The organism is Aeromonas sp. YN13HZO-058, assembly GCF_001921245.1.
GTDB classification, from domain to species: Bacteria; Pseudomonadota; Gammaproteobacteria; order Enterobacterales; family Aeromonadaceae; genus Aeromonas; species Aeromonas allosaccharophila.
Window position 1 is genome coordinate 35,242 of sequence record NZ_MQSY01000022.1, and the last position, 24,388, is coordinate 59,629.

The 24,388-nt window shown below is 57.9% G+C and carries 26 protein-coding genes; 8 read left to right on the plus strand and 18 right to left on the minus strand.

The window, feature by feature from the left end:
• Together sdhD and sdhC are read right to left on the minus strand one after the other, a co-directional pair.
• Positions 1 to 345 (minus strand): succinate dehydrogenase, hydrophobic membrane anchor protein, encoded by a 345-nt coding sequence (gene sdhD / locus BSP75_RS04480; RefSeq protein ID WP_005333558.1) that lies wholly within the window; start codon positions 343 to 345, stop codon positions 1 to 3.
• Complete coding sequence (gene sdhC, locus BSP75_RS04485) at positions 339 to 716, minus strand: succinate dehydrogenase cytochrome b556 subunit (RefSeq protein WP_021231296.1); 378 nt, start codon at positions 714 to 716, stop codon at positions 339 to 341. Before sdhC ends, sdhD begins: the two co-directional genes overlap by 7 nt.
• A gap of 64 nt (positions 717 to 780) precedes the next feature.
• On the opposite strand from sdhC, the gene BSP75_RS21460 reads away from it, so the two are divergent.
• The 3 genes from BSP75_RS21460 to BSP75_RS04495 all read left to right on the plus strand — a co-directional run bounded on the left by BSP75_RS21460 (position 781) and on the right by BSP75_RS04495 (position 2,859).
• On the plus strand, positions 781 to 981 hold the full coding sequence (locus BSP75_RS21460) for a hypothetical protein (protein WP_124929313.1): 201 nt from the start codon (positions 781 to 783) through the stop codon (positions 979 to 981).
• Between the two features lie 177 nt (positions 982 to 1,158).
• A complete protein-coding gene (locus tag BSP75_RS04490; protein ID WP_042059419.1) occupies positions 1,159 to 2,445 on the plus strand; it encodes a citrate synthase in 1,287 nt (428 codons plus the stop codon).
• A gap of 93 nt (positions 2,446 to 2,538) precedes the next feature.
• Positions 2,539 to 2,859, plus strand: coding sequence for a DUF4377 domain-containing protein (locus BSP75_RS04495; RefSeq protein ID WP_075112363.1), 321 nt, complete (start codon positions 2,539 to 2,541; stop codon positions 2,857 to 2,859).
• A gap of 117 nt (positions 2,860 to 2,976) precedes the next feature.
• Here BSP75_RS04495 and BSP75_RS04500 read toward each other — a convergent pair whose 3' ends face one another.
• From BSP75_RS04500 to BSP75_RS04515, 4 genes are all read right to left on the minus strand, one after another.
• Positions 2,977 to 3,447: a GNAT family N-acetyltransferase gene (locus BSP75_RS04500; protein WP_075112364.1), complete on the minus strand. Its 471-nt coding sequence runs from the start codon at positions 3,445 to 3,447 to the stop codon at positions 2,977 to 2,979.
• Positions 3,448 to 3,561: 114 nt separating this feature from the next.
• Complete coding sequence (locus BSP75_RS04505; protein ID WP_075112365.1) at positions 3,562 to 4,002, minus strand: acetyltransferase; 441 nt, start codon at positions 4,000 to 4,002, stop codon at positions 3,562 to 3,564.
• Between the two features lie 52 nt (positions 4,003 to 4,054).
• On the minus strand, positions 4,055 to 4,387 hold the full coding sequence (locus tag BSP75_RS04510) for a YnfA family protein (protein ID WP_042063251.1): 333 nt from the start codon (positions 4,385 to 4,387) through the stop codon (positions 4,055 to 4,057).
• Positions 4,388 to 4,539: 152 nt separating this feature from the next.
• Positions 4,540 to 5,385 (minus strand): DUF5718 family protein, encoded by an 846-nt coding sequence (locus tag BSP75_RS04515; protein ID WP_075112428.1) that lies wholly within the window; start codon positions 5,383 to 5,385, stop codon positions 4,540 to 4,542.
• 338 nt (positions 5,386 to 5,723) lie between these two features.
• Between BSP75_RS04515 and BSP75_RS04520 the strand changes: the two genes are divergently transcribed.
• Positions 5,724 to 6,116, plus strand: a complete 393-nt coding sequence (locus tag BSP75_RS04520) for an NUDIX domain-containing protein (RefSeq protein WP_075112366.1) — start codon at positions 5,724 to 5,726, stop codon at positions 6,114 to 6,116.
• Between the two features lie 75 nt (positions 6,117 to 6,191).
• Here BSP75_RS04520 and pdxY read toward each other — a convergent pair whose 3' ends face one another.
• The 3 genes from pdxY to BSP75_RS04535 all read right to left on the minus strand — a co-directional run bounded on the left by pdxY (position 6,192) and on the right by BSP75_RS04535 (position 8,645).
• Positions 6,192 to 7,055 carry a pyridoxal kinase PdxY gene (gene pdxY / locus BSP75_RS04525; protein WP_075112367.1) on the minus strand — a complete coding sequence of 288 codons (864 nt, stop codon included), beginning with the start codon at positions 7,053 to 7,055 and terminating at the stop codon, positions 6,192 to 6,194.
• A 173-nt stretch (positions 7,056 to 7,228) separates the two neighbouring features.
• Positions 7,229 to 8,005, minus strand: a complete 777-nt coding sequence (locus BSP75_RS04530) for a DUF429 domain-containing protein (protein ID WP_075112368.1) — start codon at positions 8,003 to 8,005, stop codon at positions 7,229 to 7,231.
• A 76-nt stretch (positions 8,006 to 8,081) separates the two neighbouring features.
• On the minus strand, positions 8,082 to 8,645 hold the full coding sequence (locus BSP75_RS04535) for a hypothetical protein (RefSeq protein ID WP_005333596.1): 564 nt from the start codon (positions 8,643 to 8,645) through the stop codon (positions 8,082 to 8,084).
• A gap of 260 nt (positions 8,646 to 8,905) precedes the next feature.
• On the opposite strand from BSP75_RS04535, the gene ybcJ reads away from it, so the two are divergent.
• Positions 8,906 to 9,139, plus strand: a complete 234-nt coding sequence (ybcJ, locus tag BSP75_RS04540) for a ribosome-associated protein YbcJ (protein ID WP_005361116.1) — start codon at positions 8,906 to 8,908, stop codon at positions 9,137 to 9,139.
• A gap of 33 nt (positions 9,140 to 9,172) precedes the next feature.
• On the opposite strand, the gene BSP75_RS04545 is transcribed toward ybcJ, so the two are convergent.
• From BSP75_RS04545 to BSP75_RS04560, 4 genes are all read right to left on the minus strand, one after another.
• Positions 9,173 to 9,646, minus strand: a complete 474-nt coding sequence (locus BSP75_RS04545; protein WP_019446113.1) for a DUF4442 domain-containing protein — start codon at positions 9,644 to 9,646, stop codon at positions 9,173 to 9,175.
• A 167-nt stretch (positions 9,647 to 9,813) separates the two neighbouring features.
• Positions 9,814 to 11,565 (minus strand): ABC transporter transmembrane domain-containing protein, encoded by a 1,752-nt coding sequence (locus BSP75_RS04550; RefSeq protein ID WP_075112369.1) that lies wholly within the window; start codon positions 11,563 to 11,565, stop codon positions 9,814 to 9,816.
• Positions 11,562 to 13,298 (minus strand): ABC transporter transmembrane domain-containing protein, encoded by a 1,737-nt coding sequence (locus BSP75_RS04555; RefSeq protein WP_075112370.1) that lies wholly within the window; start codon positions 13,296 to 13,298, stop codon positions 11,562 to 11,564. The genes BSP75_RS04550 and BSP75_RS04555 overlap by 4 nt, the downstream gene beginning before the upstream one ends.
• A gap of 168 nt (positions 13,299 to 13,466) precedes the next feature.
• Positions 13,467 to 16,271 (minus strand): response regulator, encoded by a 2,805-nt coding sequence (locus BSP75_RS04560; protein WP_075112371.1) that lies wholly within the window; start codon positions 16,269 to 16,271, stop codon positions 13,467 to 13,469.
• Positions 16,272 to 16,459: 188 nt separating this feature from the next.
• Here BSP75_RS04560 and trxC point away from each other — a divergent pair, with 188 nt between their 5' ends.
• The gene (gene trxC / locus BSP75_RS04565; protein WP_075112372.1) at positions 16,460 to 16,894 is read left to right on the plus strand and encodes a thioredoxin TrxC; all 435 of its coding nucleotides are present in this window, start codon (positions 16,460 to 16,462) and stop codon (positions 16,892 to 16,894) included.
• Between the two features lie 161 nt (positions 16,895 to 17,055).
• A complete protein-coding gene (locus BSP75_RS04570) occupies positions 17,056 to 18,438 on the plus strand; it encodes a DASS family sodium-coupled anion symporter (RefSeq protein ID WP_042063238.1) in 1,383 nt (460 codons plus the stop codon).
• Positions 18,439 to 18,504: 66 nt separating this feature from the next.
• Here BSP75_RS04570 and BSP75_RS04575 read toward each other — a convergent pair whose 3' ends face one another.
• Positions 18,505 to 20,979 (minus strand): glycogen/starch/alpha-glucan phosphorylase, encoded by a 2,475-nt coding sequence (locus tag BSP75_RS04575; RefSeq protein WP_075112373.1) that lies wholly within the window; start codon positions 20,977 to 20,979, stop codon positions 18,505 to 18,507.
• A 376-nt stretch (positions 20,980 to 21,355) separates the two neighbouring features.
• The gene (locus BSP75_RS04580; RefSeq protein WP_042062288.1) at positions 21,356 to 21,553 is read right to left on the minus strand and encodes a DUF4250 domain-containing protein; all 198 of its coding nucleotides are present in this window, start codon (positions 21,551 to 21,553) and stop codon (positions 21,356 to 21,358) included.
• 229 nt (positions 21,554 to 21,782) lie between these two features.
• Between BSP75_RS04580 and BSP75_RS04585 the strand changes: the two genes are divergently transcribed.
• Complete coding sequence (locus BSP75_RS04585; protein ID WP_075112374.1) at positions 21,783 to 22,268, plus strand: cell division inhibitor; 486 nt, start codon at positions 21,783 to 21,785, stop codon at positions 22,266 to 22,268.
• Between the two features lie 171 nt (positions 22,269 to 22,439).
• Here the strand turns inward: BSP75_RS04585 and BSP75_RS04590 are convergent, their stop codons facing one another.
• From BSP75_RS04590 to sixA, 3 genes are all read right to left on the minus strand, one after another.
• Positions 22,440 to 23,357: a DMT family transporter gene (locus BSP75_RS04590; protein WP_058051808.1), complete on the minus strand. Its 918-nt coding sequence runs from the start codon at positions 23,355 to 23,357 to the stop codon at positions 22,440 to 22,442.
• A 164-nt stretch (positions 23,358 to 23,521) separates the two neighbouring features.
• The gene (locus BSP75_RS04595) at positions 23,522 to 23,728 is read right to left on the minus strand and encodes a DUF1107 domain-containing protein (protein ID WP_005336998.1); all 207 of its coding nucleotides are present in this window, start codon (positions 23,726 to 23,728) and stop codon (positions 23,522 to 23,524) included.
• A gap of 133 nt (positions 23,729 to 23,861) precedes the next feature.
• Positions 23,862 to 24,329 carry a phosphohistidine phosphatase SixA gene (sixA, locus tag BSP75_RS04600; RefSeq protein ID WP_075112375.1) on the minus strand — a complete coding sequence of 156 codons (468 nt, stop codon included), beginning with the start codon at positions 24,327 to 24,329 and terminating at the stop codon, positions 23,862 to 23,864.
• Positions 24,330 to 24,388 lie beyond the last annotated feature (59 nt).

The window sequence follows — 24,388 nt, forward strand, 5'->3', positions numbered from 1 at the left end:
TTACACACCCCACAGCACGACGAAACCCGTCATCAGATAGACAAACAGCACCACGACCAGGGCAAATTGCAGCGCCCCGCGCAGCCCTACCGGCTTGATATAGTCAGTCAGCACCTGCCACAGACCAATCCAGGCGTGGATCAGTACGCAGAGCAGGGTCAACAGGGTGAATACCTTGGTGAAGGTTTTGGCGAAGAAGCCTGCCCACACCTCGTAGGTGATGTCGTTGAACGCGACAAAGCCCACCAGATAGAGGACATAACAGGTCATGATGAGGGCGGTGGCGCGGATCAGGATGTAATCGTGAACGCCGCTGCGCCCGAAGGTTGCAGAATTGGTTACCATACAAGCACTCCCGCCAATACAGCCAGGATCGCGGTGATCACGAAGGCCACGCGGGCGCTCTGATTACCGGATTCCAGCTCTTCCCAATAGCCCATATCCATGACCAGATGACGCAAGCCGCCCACAATGTGGTATGCCAGCGCAGTCAGGATCCCCCACAGCACGAGTTTGACCAGGAAGTTGTCCATGATGGCAACCACGGTTGCAAACCCTTCGGGAGAGGCGAGTGAAGTACCAAGCATCCACAGCAAGATGCCCAGTGCAACAAAGGTAATGACCCCTGAAACACGGTGCAGGATGGATGCAATGGCAGTGACAGGAAAGCTGATCGTCTGTAGGTCGAGGTTGACCGGTCTCTGTTTGTTTTTCACGCTTGCCCACTCAGCTCCATTGAGCACGTTAGTTATTGTTTTAACTCACACTTGAGGGCACGGAATGGTGATTGTTGGTTTTTTGTTACCAAAACACTCTGAAAAAGCCAAAACGCGAGTTTTCGGTTTCACATCAGGCTTTGCCAAAGCGTTTCAAACACCTGCAGCCATGACCCACGTGGCGCAGTATATCGGCGGCCTTAACCGAAGACAATCAATTAGCTACAAAGAAAACACAAAACCGCAAACTCGATCGCATATTTAATTTAACATTTCATTAATGCCATTAATGGGGTTTCAGCAAAATTGACATTGATAAGGAACTCTGTTTCAAATAAGGCGCTCCAGCCACCTCGGTATGGGTAACAACCTTTGCCAGCGTCATAAAAGTCGTAATAGAGTAGGACTGGAACCAAATTATAAAGAGCAAAGGAGACGTGCTATGGCTGATAAGATAGCCACCCTACACCTGCCCGGAAAAGATCCGGTCGAACTGCCGATCCTCTCCGGCACCATCGGCCCGGATGTCATCGATGTCAGAAAATTGGGATCACAGGGGTATTTCACCTTTGACCCCGGTTTCATGGCCACCGGTTCTTGCAAATCTGCCATTACCTACATTGACGGGGATCTGGGTGTCTTGCTGCACCGGGGTTACCCTATCGCCCAGCTTGCTACCCAGGCCACCTATCTGGAAGTCTGCTATATCCTGCTGTACGGCGAGGCGCCCACCAAGGCGCAATATGCCGAATTCGAACGTCTGGTCACCCGCCACACCATGGTGCACGAGCAGATCGCCTTCTTCTTCCGCGGCTTCCGTCGTGACTCCCACCCCATGGCCATCATGTGCGGCGTGGTCAGCGCCCTCTCCGCCTTCTATCACGATGCCCTCGACATCAATAACGAGCAGCATCGCGAGATCTGTGCCTTCCGTCTGCTCTCCAAGATGCCGACCCTGGCCGCCATGTGTTACAAGTACTCCATCGGCCAGCCGTTCATGCAGCCGCGTAACGCCCTTTCCTATGCAGGCAACTTCCTGCACATGATGTTTGGCGTGCCGACCGAAGAGTACAAGGTCAACCCCATCGTTGAACGCGCCATGGATCGTATCTTCACCCTCCATGCGGATCACGAGCAGAACGCCTCCACCTCCACCGTTCGTCTGGCTGGCTCTTCCGGTGCCAACCCGTTCGCCTGTATCGCCGCCGGGATCGCCTCCCTGTGGGGACCGGCCCACGGTGGTGCCAACGAAGCCTGCCTGCGCATGCTGGAAGAGATCGGCTCGGTGGATCGCATCCCCGAGTACATCGCTAAGGCAAAGGACAAGAATGATCCGTTCCGCCTGATGGGCTTCGGTCACCGCGTCTACAAGAACCACGACCCCCGTGCCACCGTGATGCGCGAAACCTGCCACGAAGTACTGACCGAGCTGCAGATCAAGGATCCGCTGCTGGACGTGGCCATGGAGCTGGAGCGCATTGCGCTCTCCGACCCCTACTTCGTCGAGAAGAAGCTCTACCCGAACGTGGACTTCTACTCCGGCATCATCATGAAGGCGATCGGCATCCCGATGAGCATGTTCACCGTGATCTTTGCCATCTCCCGCACCATCGGCTGGATTGCGCACTGGAATGAGTTCCACTCAGACCCGGACAGCAAGATCGGTCGTCCACGCCAGCTCTACGTGGGCCACCCGCTGCGCGAGTTCACTCCACTCGAGCAGCGCTAACCACTGCGCTGATATGGTTTGTTACAAAGGCGGTCATTGACCGCCTTTTTGTTTGCCGCTCTAATGCCCCCTTTCGCGTTGAAGGAGTCCATCATGAAACCACTGTTTATCAGCGCCGCCTTGCTGCTGATCGCCTGCCAAAGCGCCCCCGCCCCATCACAGGGGGAAACCCTCTATATCAACAGCCAGCTGGTCGATTGCGTGGGGGTTGGCCCGATGCAATGCATGCAGGTTCGCAGCGATGAGCAGCAGCCCTGGACGCTGTTCTACCAGAATATTGAAGGCTTCCAGTTCGAGCCGGGCTACCATTATCAGCTCAGCGTCAGCAAGGAGCAGCTCACCAATGTGCCGGCGGATGCTTCCTCCCTGCGCTATCAGCTGATCAAGGTGGTCAATAAAGTCGCCGCCCGTTAATCGCAGTCTCTCTTTCAGCAACGCATCCCCGCGCCGGGTGGCAACCCGCGCATCTCGTCTATAAAAAACGGGAGGCCTTACGACCTCCCGTTTTTTCTAATTCACCCGCACCCAGTATCACACTTCCTGGCATACGCTATTTTCCTGCGGCCGTTTGATCACGAATCCCCGCTCGATCCCGGCCTTGAATCCCAGCTTCTCGTAAAGCCGATGGGCAGCCTCGCGCCTCTCCCCCGATAGCAGCATCACCTTGTAGCACCTCTGCTCCCAGGCGAGGGCCAACGCCTTCTCCAACACCCGCTGACTCAAACCACGACGGCGAAACCGCTTGGCGGTGATCACGTGCTCTATGATGCCAAATGGCCGCCCCTCGTTGGTCAGCGTCGGAACGATCCCCAGCTGACAGGTCGCCGCCAGCTGACCATCCACCTCGGCAACAATAAGCCGAATGCGGGGATCGCTCAGCAGTGACTCAAGGGTCGCGATAGCCATGTCGGCTGCCAGCGGAGGATCATCGGGTCGCAACTCTCCGTAGAGCGCCAGCAACCCGGCCAGGTCAGTCACTCTGCACGTTCTGATCATCTCCATCCCTTCTCTCCATCCAGACCGACGATATCCACACGGTGTCAGCGCATAAACGAACGGGAGCATTCACGGCGATTCCCCGCTCGTTATATGGATCCTGCAACTCAACAGGAGCGATCAGCTCGGTGCCAGCGCCATATGCAGCAGCGGATAGGGCTTGCCCTGCCCATCCAGCGGTGAGCGGCCCGTCACGGTGAATCCCATCTTCAGATAGAAGCCCACCGCCTGTTCGTTCTGCTCGTTGACGTCAACCAGCGTCGCACCGCACTGGCCGATGGCATGTTCCACCAGCTGGCGACCGACGCCGTAGCCCCGCGTCTCGGGGGCCACAAACAGCATCTCCAGCTTGCCCTCGTGTACTCCGCTAAAACCCGCAATGAGCCCCTCTTCTGTGCGGGCACAGTGCAGTGTCACCGCATCGAAATAGTGCTCCAGGATAAGCGGTCTGAGGGCCAGGATCTCGGCCTCTGGCAAGAAGTGGTGGGTTGCCCGCACTGAGGCCTCCCACAGATCAATGAGGGTTTGATAATCGTCCCCGTTTGCGTGTGCAATCTGCATGGTTGTTTATCCACTGTTTAACATGACTAACCTTCAGCGTTGTTCGCATTCGTTACCCATGACGAGGAGCGAACATGATGATGGCCATTCCAATCAGCGCAATGAACGAACCAACAAGATCCCACATACTCGGCCGAATACCATCTACTAACCAAAGCCAGAAGATGGCGACGAAGATATACACACCGCCATATGCCGCATAGACACGCCCTGCAGCGGTAGGATGCAACGATAGTAGCCAGGCAAACAGCATGAGACTCAATCCTGCGGGGATCAGTAACCAGATGCTGCGACCCTGAGTCAACCAGAGATATGGCAAATAACAGCCAAGGATCTCGAAAAAAGCCGTAATCAGAAACAAGGCTATCGTTTTTAGCTCAAGCATGAGCGGCCTGTGCCCCCCTGAAAAATGGGGAATACTAAAGCAAGCCACTGGAGAACGTAAGCCGAGCGATCTATTTGATCGTCCATTCAAGCAAACCCTCAGTAACAAACCTGAGCAGTCTGCCCGGCTGGAGCAGGGCAGACTGTGGTTGATTAACGAGCCTGCACTGCCTGCAGCAGCACCGACACATCGGCGCCAAAGTTGCGGCTGCGGATCGCTTCACGGATATCCGCTTCGCTGTAGCGGCTGCCTGGGTAGACCACCACACAAGAGGTGTCACCGGGTTTGAGGAAGTGGGTCTCGCCAAACGGGGTATAACGGGTGGCACCGATGCTGATCAGCGCATGGGGAGGATGCCCTGCCTGCGCCAGCAGCCCCTGAATGTGCTCCGCCGGCCCCTCGTCCTGCTGATGGTTGAACTTGTCGATGGCCCAGTCGAGCAGCTGACCGTGGAAGTAGCTGTAATCGATGGCGGCGCTGTCTACCCCATAAGCGTGCAGCTCACCATCGCGCTCCAGATAGCAGGCGATGCGATAGTCATCAAGCTCGCAACCGGCGGCAAAACCGGAGAGCGGCAGCAGATTGGCCGCCAACCCCTTGCTCTCTTCACCCCAGTTCTTCTTCTCGCTGATCTTCTTGGCATTGGGACGACGGATGGAGCAGTCGTTATAGGCGCCAAAGGCGCGGGGATGGATCGCCACCACCTGCTTGTCGGCATACTCCAGCTCGCACCAAAGGGCCACTTCCGGCTCAATCTGCACCTTCTCGTCACCGCTGACCGCCGCTTCCGGCAAAAAGATTGCCTTGTCGCTTAAGGGGAACACCCCGAGCTGACCCGGATGACCCGGCACGAAGAAGGGGAACAGCGCCTTGGGCGCGGTGGTATCGCGCACCACGACCGCCACGAAGTCCGACGCTTCGCCCGCCTGCTCCAGATGGCCAGCGAAATTGCCCGCCACCCCGAGTCCGATAAATTTGCTCTCTGCTGCTATCTGCATCTTGCTCACCTGCATCTTGCCCACGCAAGGTAGCAGGCTCGTCGCCCACTACCGCTAAAGTGGCAAGATTAAACCACAAGGCCCCCGCCTTCGCCCAGTCCGGCCCTGCCGTGGTGTGCGCCAGTCCGCTTTTTTAGGGATGAGGCGGCTGTGGCGAGACAGTCCTTGCACACTCTTTCTGCTACGCGCTCACCGCGCTGGAAACAGTGCTTTTCCGGCCTATCCCCTCTTTCCCCTTGGGACTCAACTTCATCTTTGTTAGGCTGCCTGCATGCAAAACAGCGGCGCGCTTGAGTGCGCCCCGGCTCATTACGGCAACCCCATCGGAGAGAAAACGGATGATCGACAAACTCGCTTGGCTCACCTTTAAAGATCAGCAACTGCTCTGCGCCCGCTCCCACGGCAAGGCGATCTACTACATCCCAGGCGGCAAGCGGGTACCGGGCGAGAGCGACGAAGCGGCGCTGATCCGCGAGATTGAGGAGGAGCTGGCCGTCACCTTGCAACCCAATACCCTGCGCTTTGCCTGCGAGTTCAGCGCCCAGGCCGACGGCAAACCGGCTGGGGTCGAGGTGCGACTGCGCTGCTACACCGGCGAAGCGAGCGGCTCCCCGATCGCCTCTGCCGAAATTGCCGAGCTGCGCTGGCTCGACAGCAGTCACCTCGATGAACTCTCCCCCGTCTCCCGTCTGCTGTTTGCCTGGCTGGTTGAGCAGGGGCTGATCCGCTAACCCCCATAACCGGGAGCGATACAAGCAAAAGAGGTGAGCCAATGGCTCACCTCTTTGCATCACAAGTTGCACAACTCAGGGCAGTTGCACCGCTCGCGCCTGAACTTCCGGCAAGGCAAAGGCATCTTGCGCGGCGATGAGTTGCAGCTCGTAAGCCTGCTGGCGCCAGGTCTCCTGCAACACCGCATCTACCGAGGCGTTGGTGCGTTCGCACGCGCTCACCGCATCGTGGCCTGCCAGCAGATTGGCCAGCATCAGGGCACTGATAAGATCGCCCACACCTACCGGCTGACGGGCAAAGTCGTAGAGCGGACGGGCAATCAGGTAATCCCCTTGCGGGGTCGCCAGCAGCATCTCGAAACGGCTGGCGTCCTGCGCCGCACGACCCAGATGCTTGACCAGCACCAGCTTGACGCCGCGGGCCAGCAGCTGATGGGCAGCGGCGCGGGTTTGATCCAAATCCGCCAGATGGGTATCACAGAGGGTCTCCAGCTCCAGCAGGTTGGGGGCCATCATATCGGCCACCGGCAGCGCCTGCTCGGTCAGGAAACGGGTGACGCCGGGGGCGACGATACACCCCTTCTCAGGATGACCCATCACGGGATCGCAGAAGTAGATAGCATCGGGGTTGGCCGCTTTGACGGCGTTGACCACGGTCAGGATCTCGTCACCCTGCTCGGCGGAGCCGAGGTAACCGCTCAACACGGCGTCACAGCCGCTCAACGCCTCGATATTGCCCAATCCTTTCACCAACGCGCTGATATGACCCGCTGGCATCGCCATCCCCTGCCACCCTTGGGCATATTGGGTATGGTTGGAAAACTGCACCGTGTTGATGGGCCATACATCCATACCAAGGCGGCGCATGGGGAAGACAGCCGCGCTGTTGCCGGCACAACCAAAGACCACGTGGGACTGAATAGAGAGAACGGATTTCATCGGGAATACCACAGCAAAGGATCAGCAAGGTGGGCAATATATCGGATGAAGATAACGATGCGCCACCTTGGCGCGGGATGAACAGGCAATTTCCTGACTAAAGACAGGTTTTTTACGCCATTTAGCCCGCGTCGGCAGAGTGAGCGGCGCCATGATGCGCCGCGTCCCCGTCGTCACATGCCGTTGTGCTCAACGGCATGACGGGCAAAGTGATAGACCCATCCCTCATCACGGGGCATGTCACTGGGTGGCTGAACCAGCGTGGGTAACACGGTCACCTTGCCACCTGCGGCATATTGCAGCGCCATCAGGGCGCAGAGCGCCGCATCGTAGCGATCGGTGCCGACCAGCAGATCCTCGGGCAGCAAGGCCGCCAGCTCGGGTCGTGCCGGGGAGGCCTTGCCACCGACTTTGGCCAGGGCCGGATAGACCTCCAGCACGGCGCGGCTGGCTTGCTCCTGCCCCTTGGGCACCAGCTGCAGATCAGAGAGTTGCGGCAACATGGAGAGCGCCAGGGTGGCGTTGTTGCCGAGCCGGTCGAAGGTGGCCGACAGCGGCTTCTTGCCGTACTGCTGATACAGCCAGCGCTCGCAGTCACGATAGGCATAGGGATTGTCTATCTCCCGCTCGGGCACGACGCAGGAGAGCGGCTGGCCGTTAAGCAGGTCGCGCAAGGCGCGGGGAAAAGCGAGCGGCGCATCGATACCGAGCGCAAGGTACGGGCAGGCCTCAACCTGTTCCAGCACCGCCTCGTCCTGCAGGGCCGGACGCAGCAAAGCGGCCAGATCCGGCGCGACCCGCGAGCTCAGGCGAAACAACGGCGAGACTCCGAGCCAGTGCAGGCTGTTGGTGTCGGCCAGCCAGCCCACCACGGCCACCGCCTGGGCGCTGCCCTGCCAGCCCCGCACATCCCAGCCAATTCCGATTGCACTCATCTGCCCTGCCGTCATCTGTTACCTCTGTGTCACGGATAGAAGGGGCACAGGGTAATCAGCCGAGACGCTTAACGCAAAGCGAACCGCCCACTCAGAACGATTTCTGGAAGTTCACCAGCGGCAAAATGGGGAAAACGCCGTTGGCGGCGTAGTTGGCCAACCCAATCTGCAAGCCGTCGAGGTGTTTGGTGGCATTGATAAAACCGATCTGGAAGGTGGTACGCTCGGCGTAATTGACGAAGCCGACGTTGGCCAGTGCATTGCCCTTGGCGATATTGACCGCCCCCCAGTTAAGCCCCTGCACATTGTTGGTCAGGTTGACCAGCCCGAGATTGACGCCGGTATCCTGCCCCTCATGCCAGTTGATAGCGTTGATGGCCACCCCGCCAAACTGGTGGCGCACCCGACCGGCACCGAGGAAGATCCCGAGCTGCAGGCCGCTGAACTGATCCACATCGGAGAGGGCGAAGATCGGCAGATCAATACCCTTCACCTGACCGGTCCGACCGTAGAGCAGCGAGGCGCGCGCCCCTTCCACCTGATGGGACGCGGGCAAATTGACCCCGGGCAGCGAGACCTGCACCGGAGTACTGGCCTGCGCGACACCGCACAGAGTAAGGGCGCTGCATGCCAGCAGCAGGCGGGAGAGTGTCATGGGACGTTCCTTGGGCCATTGAGAGTGACCCGATCCTAACAGTCAGTGGAGAGTATGGGCACACCAGCAGGGACGAGGTGCGTCACGATACGTCACGGGTGGCCCTCTCACCTGTCCATCAGGTCTTGCGAAAGCGCCACCTTAAGGACAATCGGCCACTTTTTCGCAGCGATTGGCCCCTCTTCCTTTCTTTGCCTGAGCGAACTGCCTAAAATAGTCGCCCTGCTGTATCCGGCATTCATCCATCTAGAGGATTTCCCATGGAGACGTTTCTGCTCGAAGGTCACCCCTTCGTTGCCTTGTGTGACCTTATCAAACATCAGGGGTGGGCCGATTGTGGCGGCGCCGCCAAAGCCCTCGTTGCCGAAGGGCTGGTCGAGGTGGACGGTCAGGTCGAGACTCGCAAGCGCTGCAAGATCGTGGCCGAACAGGTGGTCAACTTCAACGGCATGAAGGTCGTGGTGAAAGAGGGCGTCAGCCCGGAGATTGGCTAATCCCGTCTTGGGGAGCCACTCTCCGGCAACCCGCTAGCTGGCCTTGATCGACAGGGTCAGCACAAAACGCGCCATCGCCTCATCCCCGTTCAATGACGGACAAGTGGCCACCACCTGGATGGGGCGATTGATGCGCTGACCGCTTGCCAGCGATTCGTCGATCATGGCGTCAATCTCCTCCCCCGCTGCGCAGTCGAACTGCACATCCCCCTCCGGTCGTTTCAAAAACTCCCCCTGCACATCCTTGAAGGCGAAGTGCACCTTCTTGCGCCGCTGCCGCCCCTTCTCCATCACCAGCAGACCGCCTACCAGATCGGCGCCGGTCGCCAGCGCGCCAAAATACATGCTGCCCAGATGGTTGCGGGTACGCCATCCAAGGGGAATGCGAATGCGCAGCGCCTTGGCGTTCATCTCTTCGATGATCGGGGCACAAAACCCGATGACGGGAATGTAGCGCCAGGCAAACAGCCGAAGCGCCAAATTGGCTTTGAAGCGTTGCAAATCCATATGCGAACTGATCCGATGAGTTAATGTAAACAACATGTTGCCTGCATCTGCGCCATTCGACAAGCACAGGGTTCACGGTTACGACCTTTTGCCCAACGCAAAAAAACAGAGGGAACCGTATCGGTTCCCTCTTTTCGTTCATGTCGCTGTTACAGCAAATGTGCCGCTCAGGCGCGCTTCTCTTCCAGCCAGGCCCCCTGACTTTGCATCTCGAACAGCTGGGCATAGTGACCGCCGAGGGCCATCAGCTCACTGTGACTGCCCCGCTCACTCACCTGACCGCGGGAGAGCAGCAGGATCTCGTCCGCATCGACGATGGTCGAGAGGCGGTGGGCGATGGCGATGGTGGTGCGGCCACGACGGGCGGCAGAGATCGCCTGTGACAGCGCCAGCTCGGTCTGGGAGTCTACGCTGGCCGTCGCTTCATCCAGAATGAGGATGCGCGGATCCCCCACCAGCGCACGGGCAAAGGAGAGCAACTGCCGCTGGCCGGCGGAGAGGTTCTTGCCCCCCTCCTCCATCAGGGTGTTGATCCCCTGTGGCAAGCTGTGCACAAACTCGGCCAGCTGCACCTCGCTCAGCGCCTGCCAGAGCCGCGCGTCATCTATGCCGGCGCGGCCGAGACGCAGGTTTTCCGCCAGAGTGCCAACAAAGATAAAGGGATCTTGCTGCACCAGCCCGATGCTGCGGCGCACCGCCGCCAGCGACAGGGTATCCAGTGCGTGATCATCGAAGCGGATCTGCCCCTGATCCAGCGGATAGAAGCCCATCAGCAGGCTGATAATGGTGGACTTGCCGCTGCCGGTATGGCCCACCAGCGCCAGCATCTGGCCCGGTTTTGCGGCAAAACTGACCTCCCGCAGCACCTGCTGCTCACCATCGTAGGAGAAGCTCACCCGCTCGAAACTGACCCGCCCTTCCAGCGGGATCATCTCGCCATCGGTGCTCTCGCGGGTTTCATCGAGCAGGGCAAAGACCCGCTCCCCCGCCACCATCGCCTGCTGCAACTGGTTAAGCTGGTTGGTCATCTCGATGAGCGGCTCTATCATCCGCCCCAGATAGCTGATAAAGGCGTAGAGCACCCCCACCTGAATGGCACCGGCGTGGCTCACCCCCTCGTGGGCGAACAGCGCCAACAGACCGATTAGCACCATCATGTAGAAGAGATCGATGAGCGGGCGCAGCAAAATGCCGTTGATCTTGAGGCTCTTGATCCGTGCCGACCAGTGTTGCTGGTTCACCTCGGCAAAGGCGTTGGCAAAGTGGCGCTCCTGCACCATGGCCTGGATCACCGGCATCCCCTGCAGCGACTCGTTGAGGCGGCTGTTGATGTCGGAGAGCAGGCTGCGAGTCGCTCGCACCACCGGCACACTCAGTTTCTGGTAGAGCCACATCACCCCGCCCACAGCGGGCAGCAACAGGGAGCAGACCAGCATCAGCCGCAGATCCAGCAGCGCCATCGAGATGAGGATGCCGCACAAGAGCACCACTTTTTGCACCAGCAAGCCGATCACCTGCACATAGAGGTTCATGATCGCTTCGGTGTCGTTAGTGATGCGGGAAATCAGCGAGCCGGATCGATGCTTGTCAAAGTAGCGGGCCGGCAAGCGGATGGCGGTGGCAAACACCTGCTCGCGCAAGGTTTGCACCACCGCCTGGGCGATACGGTTAAAGCGCAGGGATTGCAAATAGAAGCCCGCCGCCGAGAGTACCTGCAAGCCCAGATAGCCCGCCGCAATCAGGGCTATTGTGGGTAGCACTATATTGCGAGGCGCCAGATAGTCATCGATAAAGAGCTTGATCAGCAGCGGCCCGGCCACTTCGGCGCCGGTGGCAAGCAGCAAACAGATCCCCGCCTGGATCAGCCAGCGAGGATACTGGGCGCAGTAGGCGAGCAGTCGTTTAATGGTCGGATTCACAGGCTCTCCTCCACCGCTTCTTCGAGACGCTGGTAACGCACCATATCTGCATACCAGCCATTGTGCGCCATCAGGGTACCGTGATGACCCCGCTCGCTAACGGCCCCCTGCTCCAGCACCAGGATCTCGTCGGCCTGCTCCACCGCCGTCATGCGATGGCTGACCAGGATCAGGGGGCGACGATGGGCTTTGAGGGCATGCAGAATTTGCTGCTCGGTGTGGGCATCTACCGCCGAGAGCGCATCATCGAGCACCAGAATGGGCGCATCCAGCAGCAAGGCGCGGGCAATGGCCAGCCGCTGTTTCTGGCCGCCGGAGAGGGTCACCCCTTTCTCCCCCACCTCGGTCTCATAGCCCTTGGGGAAACGCACGATATCATCGTGGACACAGGCAATGCGCGCCACCCGTTCGACCTCCTCGCGGCTCGCATCGGGTTTGCCGAGGGCAATATTGGCAGCGATAGTGGTGGAAAACAGGAATGGCTCCTGCGGCACATAGGCAAACTGGCTGCGCAGTGTGGCGAGCGGCAGCTGGTCAATCGGAACGCCACCCATGACAATCGAACCGTGAGTCGGATTGGCAAGGCGCATCAACAGCTTGAGCAGGGAGCTCTTGCCTGCCCCGGTGCGCCCCACCACCCCGAGCATCCCCCCTTGCTTGAGGGTAACGTCGATATCCGCAAGCAGGGTGCGCTGTTCAAGTTGATAGCTCACCCCTTTGATCTGCAAAGGAAAGGCAGAGGTAAACGCGGCCGGCTGGGCGGGCTCTTCGATATCGCTGCGCTCCCCCAGCAGGCTCTCGATGCGGGAGTAGGCGGCACTGCCCCGCTCGATGATGTTGAACAGCCAGGCGATGGCAAACATCGGCCAGATCAGCTGGCCGAGGTACATGGTGAAGCTGGTGAGCTCACCCAGGGTCAACTCATCGCGCAGCACCAGCACACTGCCCCCCGCCACCGCGAGGAAGTAGGAGCAACCGATACAGAGGTAGATGACCGGATCGAACTTGGCATCGATGCGGGCCACCGCCATATTGCGCTCCCCCGCCTGTCTGGTCAGCTCGGCAAAGCCCTCATCTTCCAGCGATTCAACCGCATAGGATTTCAACACCCGCACGCCGGAAAGAGCCTCCTGGGTCTTGTTGTTGAGCCTGGAGAAGGCCCCTTGCGCTGCCTTGAACTGGGTGTAGATCTGGGTGCCGAAGCGGTTCATGAAATAGGCCATCACCGGCAGCGGCAGCAAGGAGACCAGCGTCAACTGCCAGGAGTACTGGCTGCACATGATGGAGAGCACCAATACCCCGACCATGATGGAGTCCACCAGCGTCAGCACCCCTTCGCCAGCGGTCATCTCCACCGCCTGAATGTCGTTGGTGGCATGGGCCATCAAATCGCCGGTACGGTGACGCTGATAAAAATCAGGGCTCATCCGGGTGAAATGGCTGAACAGACGATTGCGCAGGACATAGGCCAGCCGGTAAGAGGCGCCAAACAACATCACCCGCCATACGTAGCGCAGCAGATAGATGAGCACACCGAGCCCGAACAGCCCGGCCAGATAGCGCATCAGGGTGCCATTGTCGAGACCGCCCTTGGCGATGCCATCCACCACCCAGCCCACTACTTTGGGCGGAATAACGGTCAACAGGGCCACCATCAGCAGCAGCGCGATGGCGGCCAGATAGCGGGGCCACTGCTCCTTGAAAAACCAGCTCAATCGTAGAAATACGCTCACACCACCAACCTTTAGCGCTATCTGTCCGTGACCGCTCCCAGGAGCAGCCATCAGACAGATCACGCAGAACAATAGAAGAATGAAAACAATCGCCTCCGGCTGGAGGCGATTCGAACGAAAGCTCATCATATCCCGAACAGGAATGGTTGAGAATAATTACTATTTAATTCACTGTGACATGCGATCATCCCCTAACGAATAGGGATTATACGAGTTTTCATGCTGCTCACCGGTCAGCAAGAAGTGTGACACCTCTTCCCGGGTCTGGCTGAAGACCTGCTGCAACTGCTCCAGATCCGTCTCGCTCAGCACCTCGTTTTGCCGCAGGCGCCACTCCAGCTCACCAGCCACCAGCTGCAGGCGGGCCGCCGAGATATTGGCCGATACCCCCTTGAGGGTGTGCAGCAGCTTGCTGGCCACCTCGGGTTGCTGGCGGCGCAGGGCTGAGCGGATCTCCCACAGATCGTCCTTGTGCTCCGACATGAACAGCTTGAACAGGATCTGCAGCGCCTCCTTGTCCTGCTCCAGCCGCTTGAGGGCATCCTGCAGATCGAGGATCCCCATCATATCCGGCGGTTTCACCTCCATGATCCCCGCCTGCTCAACCCCTTGCGGCTTCACCCATTGCAGCAGGTTGTTGTAGAGATCCAGCTTGCTCACCGGCTTGGTCACATAGCCATTCATCCCCACCCCCAGACAGCGATCCTTGTCGCCGGGCATGGCGCTGGCGGTGAGGGCAATGATGGGCACATCGTGCTTGTCGACCATTTTGCGGATCTGGCGGGTAGCATCGAGCCCGTCCAGCACCGGCATCTGCAAATCCATCAGGATCACGTCAAAAGGCTGCTCGGCGACCCGCTCCACTGCCTCCCGACCATTACTGACCACGCACACCACCGCATCGACCCGCCGCAGATACTCGATGATCAGCTGCTGATTGACCCGGTTGTCTTCCGCCAACAGCACTCGGGTACCCTGCAGCAGGGATTTGAAGTGTTGCTGATCCCCCTGCGCCTCGGCCTTGCGCAGGTTGAGTTCATAGGAGCTGCCGTTGAGCAGCTCATCCACCTTGGCCAACAGGGCATTTTCGGTCATCGGCTTGGGCAGAAAATGGGTCAGCCCCATGCTGTCCATCCGGGCGTGCAACCCCTCTCTGGCCCAGGCGCTGATCATCAGGATGGGGATCCGCCGCCACTGGCTGTGCTGATACATCTCCAGCGCCAGATCGAGCCCATCCTCCTGACCCATGCGCCAGTCGAGGATCGCCAGCCGCAGATTTGGCCCCTCTTCACGGAGCTGCTGACGGGCACGCGACAGGGAGTTGACCGGCAGCACCCGCACGCCCGCGCGAGTCAGAATGTCCCTGGCCAGATCCAGCACCAGCTCGTTGTCATCCATCACCATCACCAGCGGCTGGTTTTCGAAGAAGACCTTCCGTCCTGCCACGCCGTAGACCGCCTGCGCCATCGGGATATCGAACTGGAACAGGGAGCCCACACCGGGCTTGCTCTGGACAATGATCCTCCCCCCCATCAGTTCGACCAGCCGCTGGGAGATATTGAGACCCAGACCCGAGCCGCCATATTTGCGGGTATTGCCCGCCTCCAGTTGGGTAAACGCCTGAAACAGCTGGCTCTGCTTCTCTTCGGCAATGCCGATGCCGGTATCGCGCACGCTGAAGCGGATCCGCATTGGATGGGGATTGGCCAGCTCGATGGAAACTTCGACTTCACCGCGCTCGGTAAACTTGATGGCGTTGTTCACCAGGTTGACCAGCACCTGCCCCAGACGCAGGGGATCCCCGCGCAAGAAGACCGGCACCTCAGGCGACTTGCGAATGATCACCTCCACATGTTTGCGCTCCGCCAGATCGGCAAACATCCCCGCCAGCGAATCGAGCTGCTCGCTGAGATCGAAGTCGATCTCCTCCAGCGTCAGCTTGCCGGACTCCACCTTGGTCAAATCGAGGATATCGTTGATCAGCAGCAGCAAGGTATCGGATGAGGATTTGATCTTGCCCAGATAGTCCCGTTGTTGCTGATCCAGTTCGGTCTGCAGTGCCAGCGAGCTGAAGCCGATGATGGCGTTCATGGGGGTGCGGATCTCGTGGCTCATGTTGGCCAGAAAATCGCTCTTGGCCTGGGCCAGCAAGCCGGTCTGGCGCGACAATTCGCTCAGCTTCTGATTGCGGCGCCACAGGGTGAAGGCCACCAGCGCGAAGCAGATCAAGGCCCCGCACAGCGCCATCAAATAGAAGCGGTTCATCAGCGAGGAGGCGCGCTCCAGCTTGTCGATTTTCCAGCGCACCAGACTCTCGATCACATGCATGTCGATCAGCTGGTAACGCAAGGCGTGATAGGCGACCACCTGTTGGCTCATGTCCTTGCTCAGGCGGATCAGGGTAGCGATTTCCGGCAGGTGGCCGTAACGGGATACCATCTGTTGCTGCAACCGGGCCAGCGTAGTCTGCTCACGTTTGTCCCAACTGCGCTGCAGATAGTTGCTCAGCTGCGCCAGCTCCTCTACATCGCGATGCAGCGCACTGTCTGACGGGCTGATCTCGCGCACCTTTTTAATCTGGGCCTGCAGGGGGGCATTGATATACTCGATGGCCATTTCCATGGCATGGAGCTTGGCCAGCGCCATCAGATAGGTATCCATATCCTCAAGCAGCGCCTGAGACAACTCGTCTTGCGCCAGCTCGGGATCGCTGCGTACCTTGCGCACAAAACCGTCAAGGGTGATGGATAACTGGTTCAGGCGCTGCTGGACATTGCTGTCATTGGCCTGATCCCGCCCGAGCAGATAGACGGTATCGGCGTTGATCCGGTTCAGCACCACCTCGGCCGCTTCGTTCAGGTCGTGGGCCTGTTGCTGCTGAGTGAGCGACTGCCAGCAGTAGCCCGAAAAGGCGAGCAGCAGGGCAACGATCAGCCCTGGCACAGCACGGTTTTTCCGTGATCCTTTTTTCATCCCGTCTCGACTCTCATCTGGTGGTCGCTGAATTATCCGGTTGGGCAATGAACCTAGGGGGGAATTATCCACTCCCGCCGGTCACTGTGTTACCGTTATTGCTCTGATATTTCGCTGTTGTTTCGCTATTGCGTCATTCTGGCCCCTCATCATATCTCCGGCCAGCACAGATCGAGAAGGAACCAATTATGTCATTTGTCACTACTTATTGTAGCCACTGCTTTACCAGGAACCGCCTGCCCATTACCCATATCGATACATCTGCCAAGTGCGGGCACTGCAAAGCCCCCCTGTTTAGCCAGAGCCCTTGCCTCGGGAAGGCGGATAACTTCGATACCCTGATCAACTCTGATATCCCGGTCGTGGTCGATTTCTGGGCCAGCTGGTGCGGCCCCTGCCAGCAGTTTGCCCCGGTATTTCATGATGTTGCCCATGAGCTCGAACCAAGAATGCGTTTTGTCAAAGTCGATACCGAGCAGCAGAGCGCCATTGCCGCCCGTTACGCCATTCGCAGCATCCCCACCTTGATGGTCTTCAAACAGGGCAAACTGGTGAACCAGATAAATGGCTCCTTGCCCAAGAGCATGTTCAAGCAGTGGCTGGAGCAGTTCATGGATGTTTGATTTATATTTCAGACATGTTTTATTTATGTGTTCATTTCCTCATTTTTATCAATGCTTGTGTGAGTCGAGGCTGATTTTCAACATGTGAGCCTGTTTCAAACAAGTGAATGGATGTAATCTCGGCAACACAAAAACAACCATAAATTAACCGAGAGAACATTATGCACACATCGGCTGTACCCTCTGCTCCATCTCGCTGGCTGGACATCAAATCAGGGATCGTCATCCTGGATGTCCTGCTACTTTGTGCCATGCTCGCCTGGCTCCCGTTTGATCCCATGGTCAACAAGGGGCTGGGCATTCTGGTCTTTATCGCCATTCTCTGGCTGACCGAAGCGCTGCACGTCACCATCACTGCCCTGCTGGTGCCCCTGCTGGCCACCGTGCTCGGGGTGTTTGACATGAGCAAATCCCTCACCGACTTCGCCAACCCGATCCTGTTCCTCTTTTTCGGCGGTTTCGCCCTCGCGGCCGCCCTCTCCAAGCAGGGACTGGATACCCTGATGGCAGGCAAGGTGATGCACCTGGCCAATGGCCATCTGGGTTGGGGCATCATCCTGCTCTTTACCATCACAGCCGCCATGTCAATGTGGATCAGCAACACCGCCACTACCGCCATGATGCTGCCACTGGCGATCGGTATGCTGGCTCGCCTCGATAGCAAAAAAGATCGCACTACCTTCGTGTTCGTTCTGCTGGGGATCGCCTATAGCGCCAGCATCGGCGGCATCGGTACCCTGGTGGGCAGCCCACCCAACGCCATCGCTGCCGCCCAGATGGGGATCGGCTTCACCGACTGGATGAAGTTCGGTATTCCGGTGGTGCTGATCCTGATGCCCTGCGGCATTGCCCTGCTCTATCTGGTGACCCGTCCACAGCTCAACCATCGCGTCGAGATCCAGGATGTCACCATCAACTGGACCCGCGAACGTAAAGTGACGCTGGCAATCTTCCTGACCACTGTTGTGCTGTGGATCGGCTCACAGCCTATCTCCAACGCCTTTGGCGGCATCCCGCAACTCGACACTCTGATTGCCATGGGCGCCATCGTGGCCATCGTGGTCAGTCGCGTTGCCAGTTGGGATGATGTCAACCAGAACACCGACTGGGGCGTGTTGATGCTGTTTGGCGGCGGTCTGACCCTGAGCGCCATTCTCAAGGCCACCGGTACCAGCGCCTTCCTGGCCAGCCATCTGTCGGCCGTGCTCTCCCACGCCAATATCTTCGTGATCCTGTTGATGCTGGCAGCGTTCGTGGTGTTTTTGACCGAGCTGGTCTCCAACACCGCCACCGCCGCCCTGCTGATCCCGCTGTTCGCCGGTGTGGCAGAGGCGCTGGGTGTCTCCCCCATCGTGATGGCGGTGTTGATCGCTATCGGTGCCTCCTGCGCCTTTATGCTGCCGGTCGCCACCCCACCCAATGCCATCGTCTTTGCCAGCGGCCACATCCGCCAGAAGGAGATGATGAAAGCCGGTATGGCCCTCAACGTGGTCTTCACCGTGTTGCTCGCCCTGCTGGCTTACTTCGTTGGCGACATCCTCTGATCCACCTCCCCCCGATAAACAAAAACCCCCGCATTTTTGCGGGGGTTTTTTCATTTCTGCATCCGATTAGCCGATGTTGCAGGGCTTCAGCGCCCAGATCCGATCCACATAGTCCTGAATGGAGCGGTCAGAGTTGAACTTGCCCATGGTGGCCGAGTTGATGATGGCCTTCTTCGCCCACAGCGCCGGATCCCGATACCAGGTATCGATCAGCTTGTGTGCATCCGAGTAGGACTGGAAGTCCGCCAGGGTCAGGTAAGGGTCTCCCCCTTCCAGCAAGGAGCGCTTGATAGAGGCCAGCTCACCCGGGCGACCCGGCGTGAAGTAGTCGGTATCAAACCAGTCCAGCACGGCTTTGAGCTCGGAGTTGGCATAGTAGAAGTCGTACGGGTTATAACCACGCGCCTTCAGCGACTTCACCTCGTCCACGTTCAGACCGAAGATGGCACAGTTTTCGGCACCCGCCTCTTCAGCGATCTCGATGTTGGCGCCGTCCAGCGTCCCGATGGTGATTGCACCGTTGAGCGCCATCTTCATGTTGCCGGTGCCTGAGGCTTCGTAACCTGCAGTGGAGATCTGCTCGGAGACATCGGCCGCAGGGATCAGCTTCTCGGCCAGGCTCACGCGGTAGTTCGGCATAAACACCACTTTCAGCTTGCCCTGGATACGGGCGTCGTTATTGACCCGATCCGCCAGCTTGTTGATGGCATAGATGATGTCTTTGGCCAGCTTGTAACCAGGCGCCGCTTTGGATCCGAAGATGAACACGCGCGGATGCATGTCATAGTCTGGGTTGGCCAGCAGACGACGATAGAGCGCCATGATGTGAATGAGGTTCAGCTGCTGGCGCTTGTACTCGTGCAGACGCTTAATCTGAACGTCAAAGATCGCCTCGGCACTGACATCGATACCGGTTTCGTCCTTGATGACCTTGACCAGCTTCTCTTTGTTGTGACGCTTGATGGTCATGAACTGCTGCTGGAACGCCTTGTCGTCGGCAAACTTGGTGACGGCGCGCAGCTTGTCGAGCTGCAACGGCCACTCCTTGCCCACCACTTCGTTATAGAGCTCGGCCAACTCGGGGTTGCAGGCCAGCAGCCAGCGACGCGGAGTCACCCCGTTGGTCACGTTGCACATTTTTTCCGGCCACAGCTCGGCATACTCGGGGAAGAGATCTTCTTTCACCAGCTTGGAGTGGATTTCGGCCACACCGTTCACTTTGGACGAACCGATCACACACAGGTTGCCCATGCGAACCTTGCGCACGTCTCCCTCTTCGATGATGGAGAGCTTGGCCTTGATGGCGTCGTTACCCGGCCACTTGGGCTCGACCAGCTCGCTCAGGAAACGGGCATTGATCTCGTAAATCACTTCCAGATGGCGAGGCAACACCTTCTCGAACAGACTGACTGACCACTTCTCCAGCGCTTCCGGCAGCAGGGTGTGGTTGGTGTAAGAGAAGACGTGATAGCAGATGGCCCAGGCGGCATCCCAGTTCAGATCTTCCTCGTCCACCAGTACCCGCATCAATTCGGGGATGGCGACAGTCGGGTGAGTATCGTTGAGCTGAATGGCAATTTGCGCGGCAAAGTTGCTGAAATCGGCACCATGGACCCGCTTGTAGCGGCGCATGATGTCCTTGATGGAGCAAGCACAGAAGAAGTACTGCTGGATCAGACGCAGCTCTTTACCTGCATCAGTCTCATCGTTCGGATAGAGTACCTTGGAGATGGTCTCGGCCTGGGCTTTTTCAGCCTGGGAGTCGATGTAACCACCGGCGTTGAACACGTCCCAGTCGAAAAACTCGGAGGCGCGGGACTCCCACAGACGCAGGATGTTGACGGTGTGACCGCCAAAACCGACCACCGGAATATCCCAAGGCACCCCTTTGATCTTGCGACCGGCGTGCCACACCTTCTTCAGGCCGCCATTGTCACCAAACACGGTCTCGACGTAACCATAGAGCGGCACTTCTTGCACCGACTCGGGACGGCAGATCTCCCAGGGGTTGCCATATTCACGCCAGGAGTCCGGGCGCTCGATCTGGCGGCCATCCTGGATCTCCTGACGGAACAGACCGTGTTCGTAATGGATACCGTAGCCAACCGCCGGATAGTTCAGGGTGGCCAGCGAGTCGATAAAGCAGGCAGCCAGACGACCCAGGCCGCCGTTGCCGAGTGCCATGTCCGGCTCTTGTTCGCACAGGTCGGTCAGTTCCAGACCGAGTTCGCCCAGCGCCTCTTCGCAAGTCTTGTAGAGGGAGAGATTGTGCAGGTTGTTGGAGGTCAATCGTCCCATCAGGAATTCAGCAGAGAGATAGTGAATCGCACGAGTATCTTTCTTGAAGTGAGTCTGCTGAGTGCGGGTCAGGCGCTCGTACACCTGTTCATTGACGGCCGCAGCAGTGGCTTTCCACCACGCTTCGGGAGAGGCTTTCTGTTCGCTTGTTCCCAAGGTAGAACGCAGGTGACGCACGATACTCGCCTTGAGCTGATCTTTATCCAGTTGGAGATCCTGGTCTGTCTTCTTCTTGGTAGCCATAAACCATATTCCTTCGTTACAAATAAAATTGTTATCCCGCTTGCGGGACCGGCGCTGTTGTTATCTCAAAATATGTACCGGCGTGAGAATACTAACTAAAGCGGCAGAATTAAAAGTTAACGCAAGTCACACTTTAACCGATAAAAACAGCCTGAAAAGCTTGAAAACCCTTTCCTTTAACTGATTACACAAAAACAAATATCCCCTTTATTATCAACACCTTAATAAGGAAATGAAAATATTATGACATGAATAGGTTTTCAGAGATTGCCAAGCCTTGAAAATCCCTGAAAATAGGCAACAAGACGGCGCATTGAAACCGGTTTCAATGCGCCTGAAAAATTACCGTATAAATATGAAGCAATCATTGCCCCCCTCAGCGATGTGCCTTGAACTGATTGCTCAATGGATCGTAATGGTACCCAATCTGATCCAGACGCCCTGCCAACTGCTCTTCACTCATATCGTAATAGGCCAGCAACTCCTCCAGCCCGTCACACTCAAGCCTTAGCTTCTCATTGATGATGCCCAACAAGATGTTGGCATCCAGACGCTGCAAGGTACTGATATCCATGGCGGCACCTCCTTTAAATGACCTGTATAACCATGGGCGGTTACACAAGGTTTGTCCATAGCACGAAAAACACCCAGCCAGTTTTATATTAAATAACGTTTAAAAACATGATGTTATTAATGGCACATGCCAACACCATCACATTTTTCAGCAAAAACACCTTGTCACTGCCTCAGGATAGAACTACTGTATGCACATACAGCTTGGATATTCATACAGGAAACCGTATATGAACCAGCCCCTGCACTCACTGCCCTTTGCGATGAATCGAGCCATGAGCAACCCCTGGCCAACCAGAACCGCCTGCAAGGCAGAGTCGGCTCATTATGGTGTGACTATCCAAGCTGAGGATCAGCTTCTCAGCGAGCTGAGCAAGCTTGGGGAGGCTCATACCGGCTGGATATTGTTGATCGCCCCGCCGGGACGCCCCACAGCAAGCCACCTGGAAGAGCGAGGCATCGATCCCAACAGAGTGCTTGTGGTACACAGCCCCAAAATCAAGAACTGGCAGCAAACCCTGGAACGCAGTCTGGGCAATGGTCACTGCGCCGCTGTGTTTACCTGGCTACCCGAGCAGATCGAGCTGGATCACGTCAAACTGCAGCGTCTGGGGCAACAATCCGGCGTACTGACCCGCTTCTTTGGCACTCAGCGCACCAACCCCAACACACCTCTGTTGGCCTATGCAGAGCAGGATATCTATCTCAATCACTAAGTTAAAATTTGGCCCATTGTTGGACATGGCTGCAACGACAAAGCCATTGCCATCATTACTCAGTAAAATCCCTGAAAAAACAAACAACATGAAAAAGCGCCTGCATTGCTGCAGGCGCTTTTTCATTGGCGGCCAGCGGGCCATTGGGCCCACTTACGCGTTCGCGCAAACTTACTCTTCGGGACAGGGCGCCAACGCCCCCCGGCGGCGACCCACCACCACTGGACGCACCAGCAGCTGTGCCAGCAAGACACCGAGCAGAGTCAGCCCGCCCCCGATCAGGTGATAGCTGGTCAGCCGCTCGCCCAGCAGGGTGATGGCAAGGCCAGCCGTCATCACCGGCAACAGGTTCATAAAGATGGCGGTACGGTTGGCGCCGAGCAGGGTGATCCCCTGCATCCAGAGCCAGGGACAGAGTGCCGATGCGGGGATCCCAGCATAGAAGATCAGCCAGAGCGCCCGCCCCTCTGGCAGCTGACCATCCACCAGCAGAAAGAAGGGGGTAAGGATCACCACACTGCAGAGCACCTGACCATAGAGCAGCGACCAGTTGTCGAGCCCCAGATCCCACTTCTTGAGCAGCACGCTATAGAGGGCATAGGTGCCCGCCGAGAGCAGCATGTAGACCGAGCCGATATGAATACCCTGGGTAAACAGCCGGGTCGGATCCCCCTGCCCCAGCAAGATAGACAAGCCAAAGATGGAGAGCAGCGCACCCAGCACGGCACCCCAGGTGGGCCGCTCGCGCAGCAGCCAGATGCTGAGCAACACCGTCAACAGTGGCGTCAGTCCCATCATCAACCCCATCTCGGTGGCCCCCATGGTTTGCGCCGCGTAGTAACCAAAGGTCTGGTTGAGCACCATGCCCAGCAACGCCAGCATGGCGATCTGCCAAAGACCAGCACGAAGACGAGCGCGTACACGCCATACCCGACGGGCCAGAAACGGGCTTAATACCAACGCCGCCACCACCCAACGTGACCAGGCCAAGGCCGCGGGGGACAACACACCGACCGCCAGTTTGCTGACGATGCCATTACCAGCCCAGATGGCAATGCAGGAGAAGGGAAACAGAAAGGCAAGGGGCATGAGACGATCCAGACCGAAGAGACAACAGCGAGCCAGTATAGGGGGCGACGGGAGAGAAACAAAGGTGCGGAGCTGGCCGGGCATCGCGCGAAAGCCCGCGGCCAGAAACAAATATGCCCGCAAAAGTGCGGGCATATCAGTGCAGAAACACGTTCAGAAGCGCATCACGCGGCATCCATGTGCAATCTGGAGATCAGCTCGTTGACCTCGGTGACTGTCTGGCGGTGGGGAATATCCGCCGGATTCGGCATCAGCAACAAACCGGACTGGAAATCAAACCGCCCCCGACCATGGATGTAAATCCGACCTTTAAAGAAGGTTTTGACATGCTTTGCCACCATCAGTGGCAGGTACTTCTTGAACACTCTCATCGTTTGCAACCTCTTGCAGTTGTATCCGTATGACAGCAGCTTCTGCGAATTAATTCCGTAAAATATTTATAAAAATCCGGAAAACTCGCCCATCTCTTCCCAAAAAATTCAATCTATAACTTTTTATTAACTTTTAGCCTATTGTATGCGGCCCTTCGAGCCAGAGCAAGGCTCCTTTGCCATGGTGCCACTCGATACAGGCGATGCCCGAGGTGGCGAACATGGGTGCTCCTGCGGCCGGGCAGAGGCTTTGCACCAGATAACCCACCAGCGGCAGATGGCTGACCATCAGGATCTGGTCATGTTGCTGCGCCAGGGTGGCGAGGTAGCTGGCCACGAAAGCGGGATCACCGTAAGGGGTAATGTCGCCACTCTCTTCAACGGCTGCTGCGTCAGGTAATTCACTGCATATGGCTTGCCAGGTCTGGCGTGCCCGCAGATAGTTGCTGTGGATCACCCGATCCAGCGGGCCAATCAGCTGAGGCGCCAGCCAGCGGGCCATCTGGATAGACTCTTCAATACCCTGCTCGGTCAATGGACGCTGTTCATCTGTTTTCGCATTCATGCCAGCCTGGCCATGACGCATGATATAGATCTTCATTACAACCTCGCCCAACGGGCCTGTTTTGATAGCTGGCGGATCTTACCCCGCCACGGGTG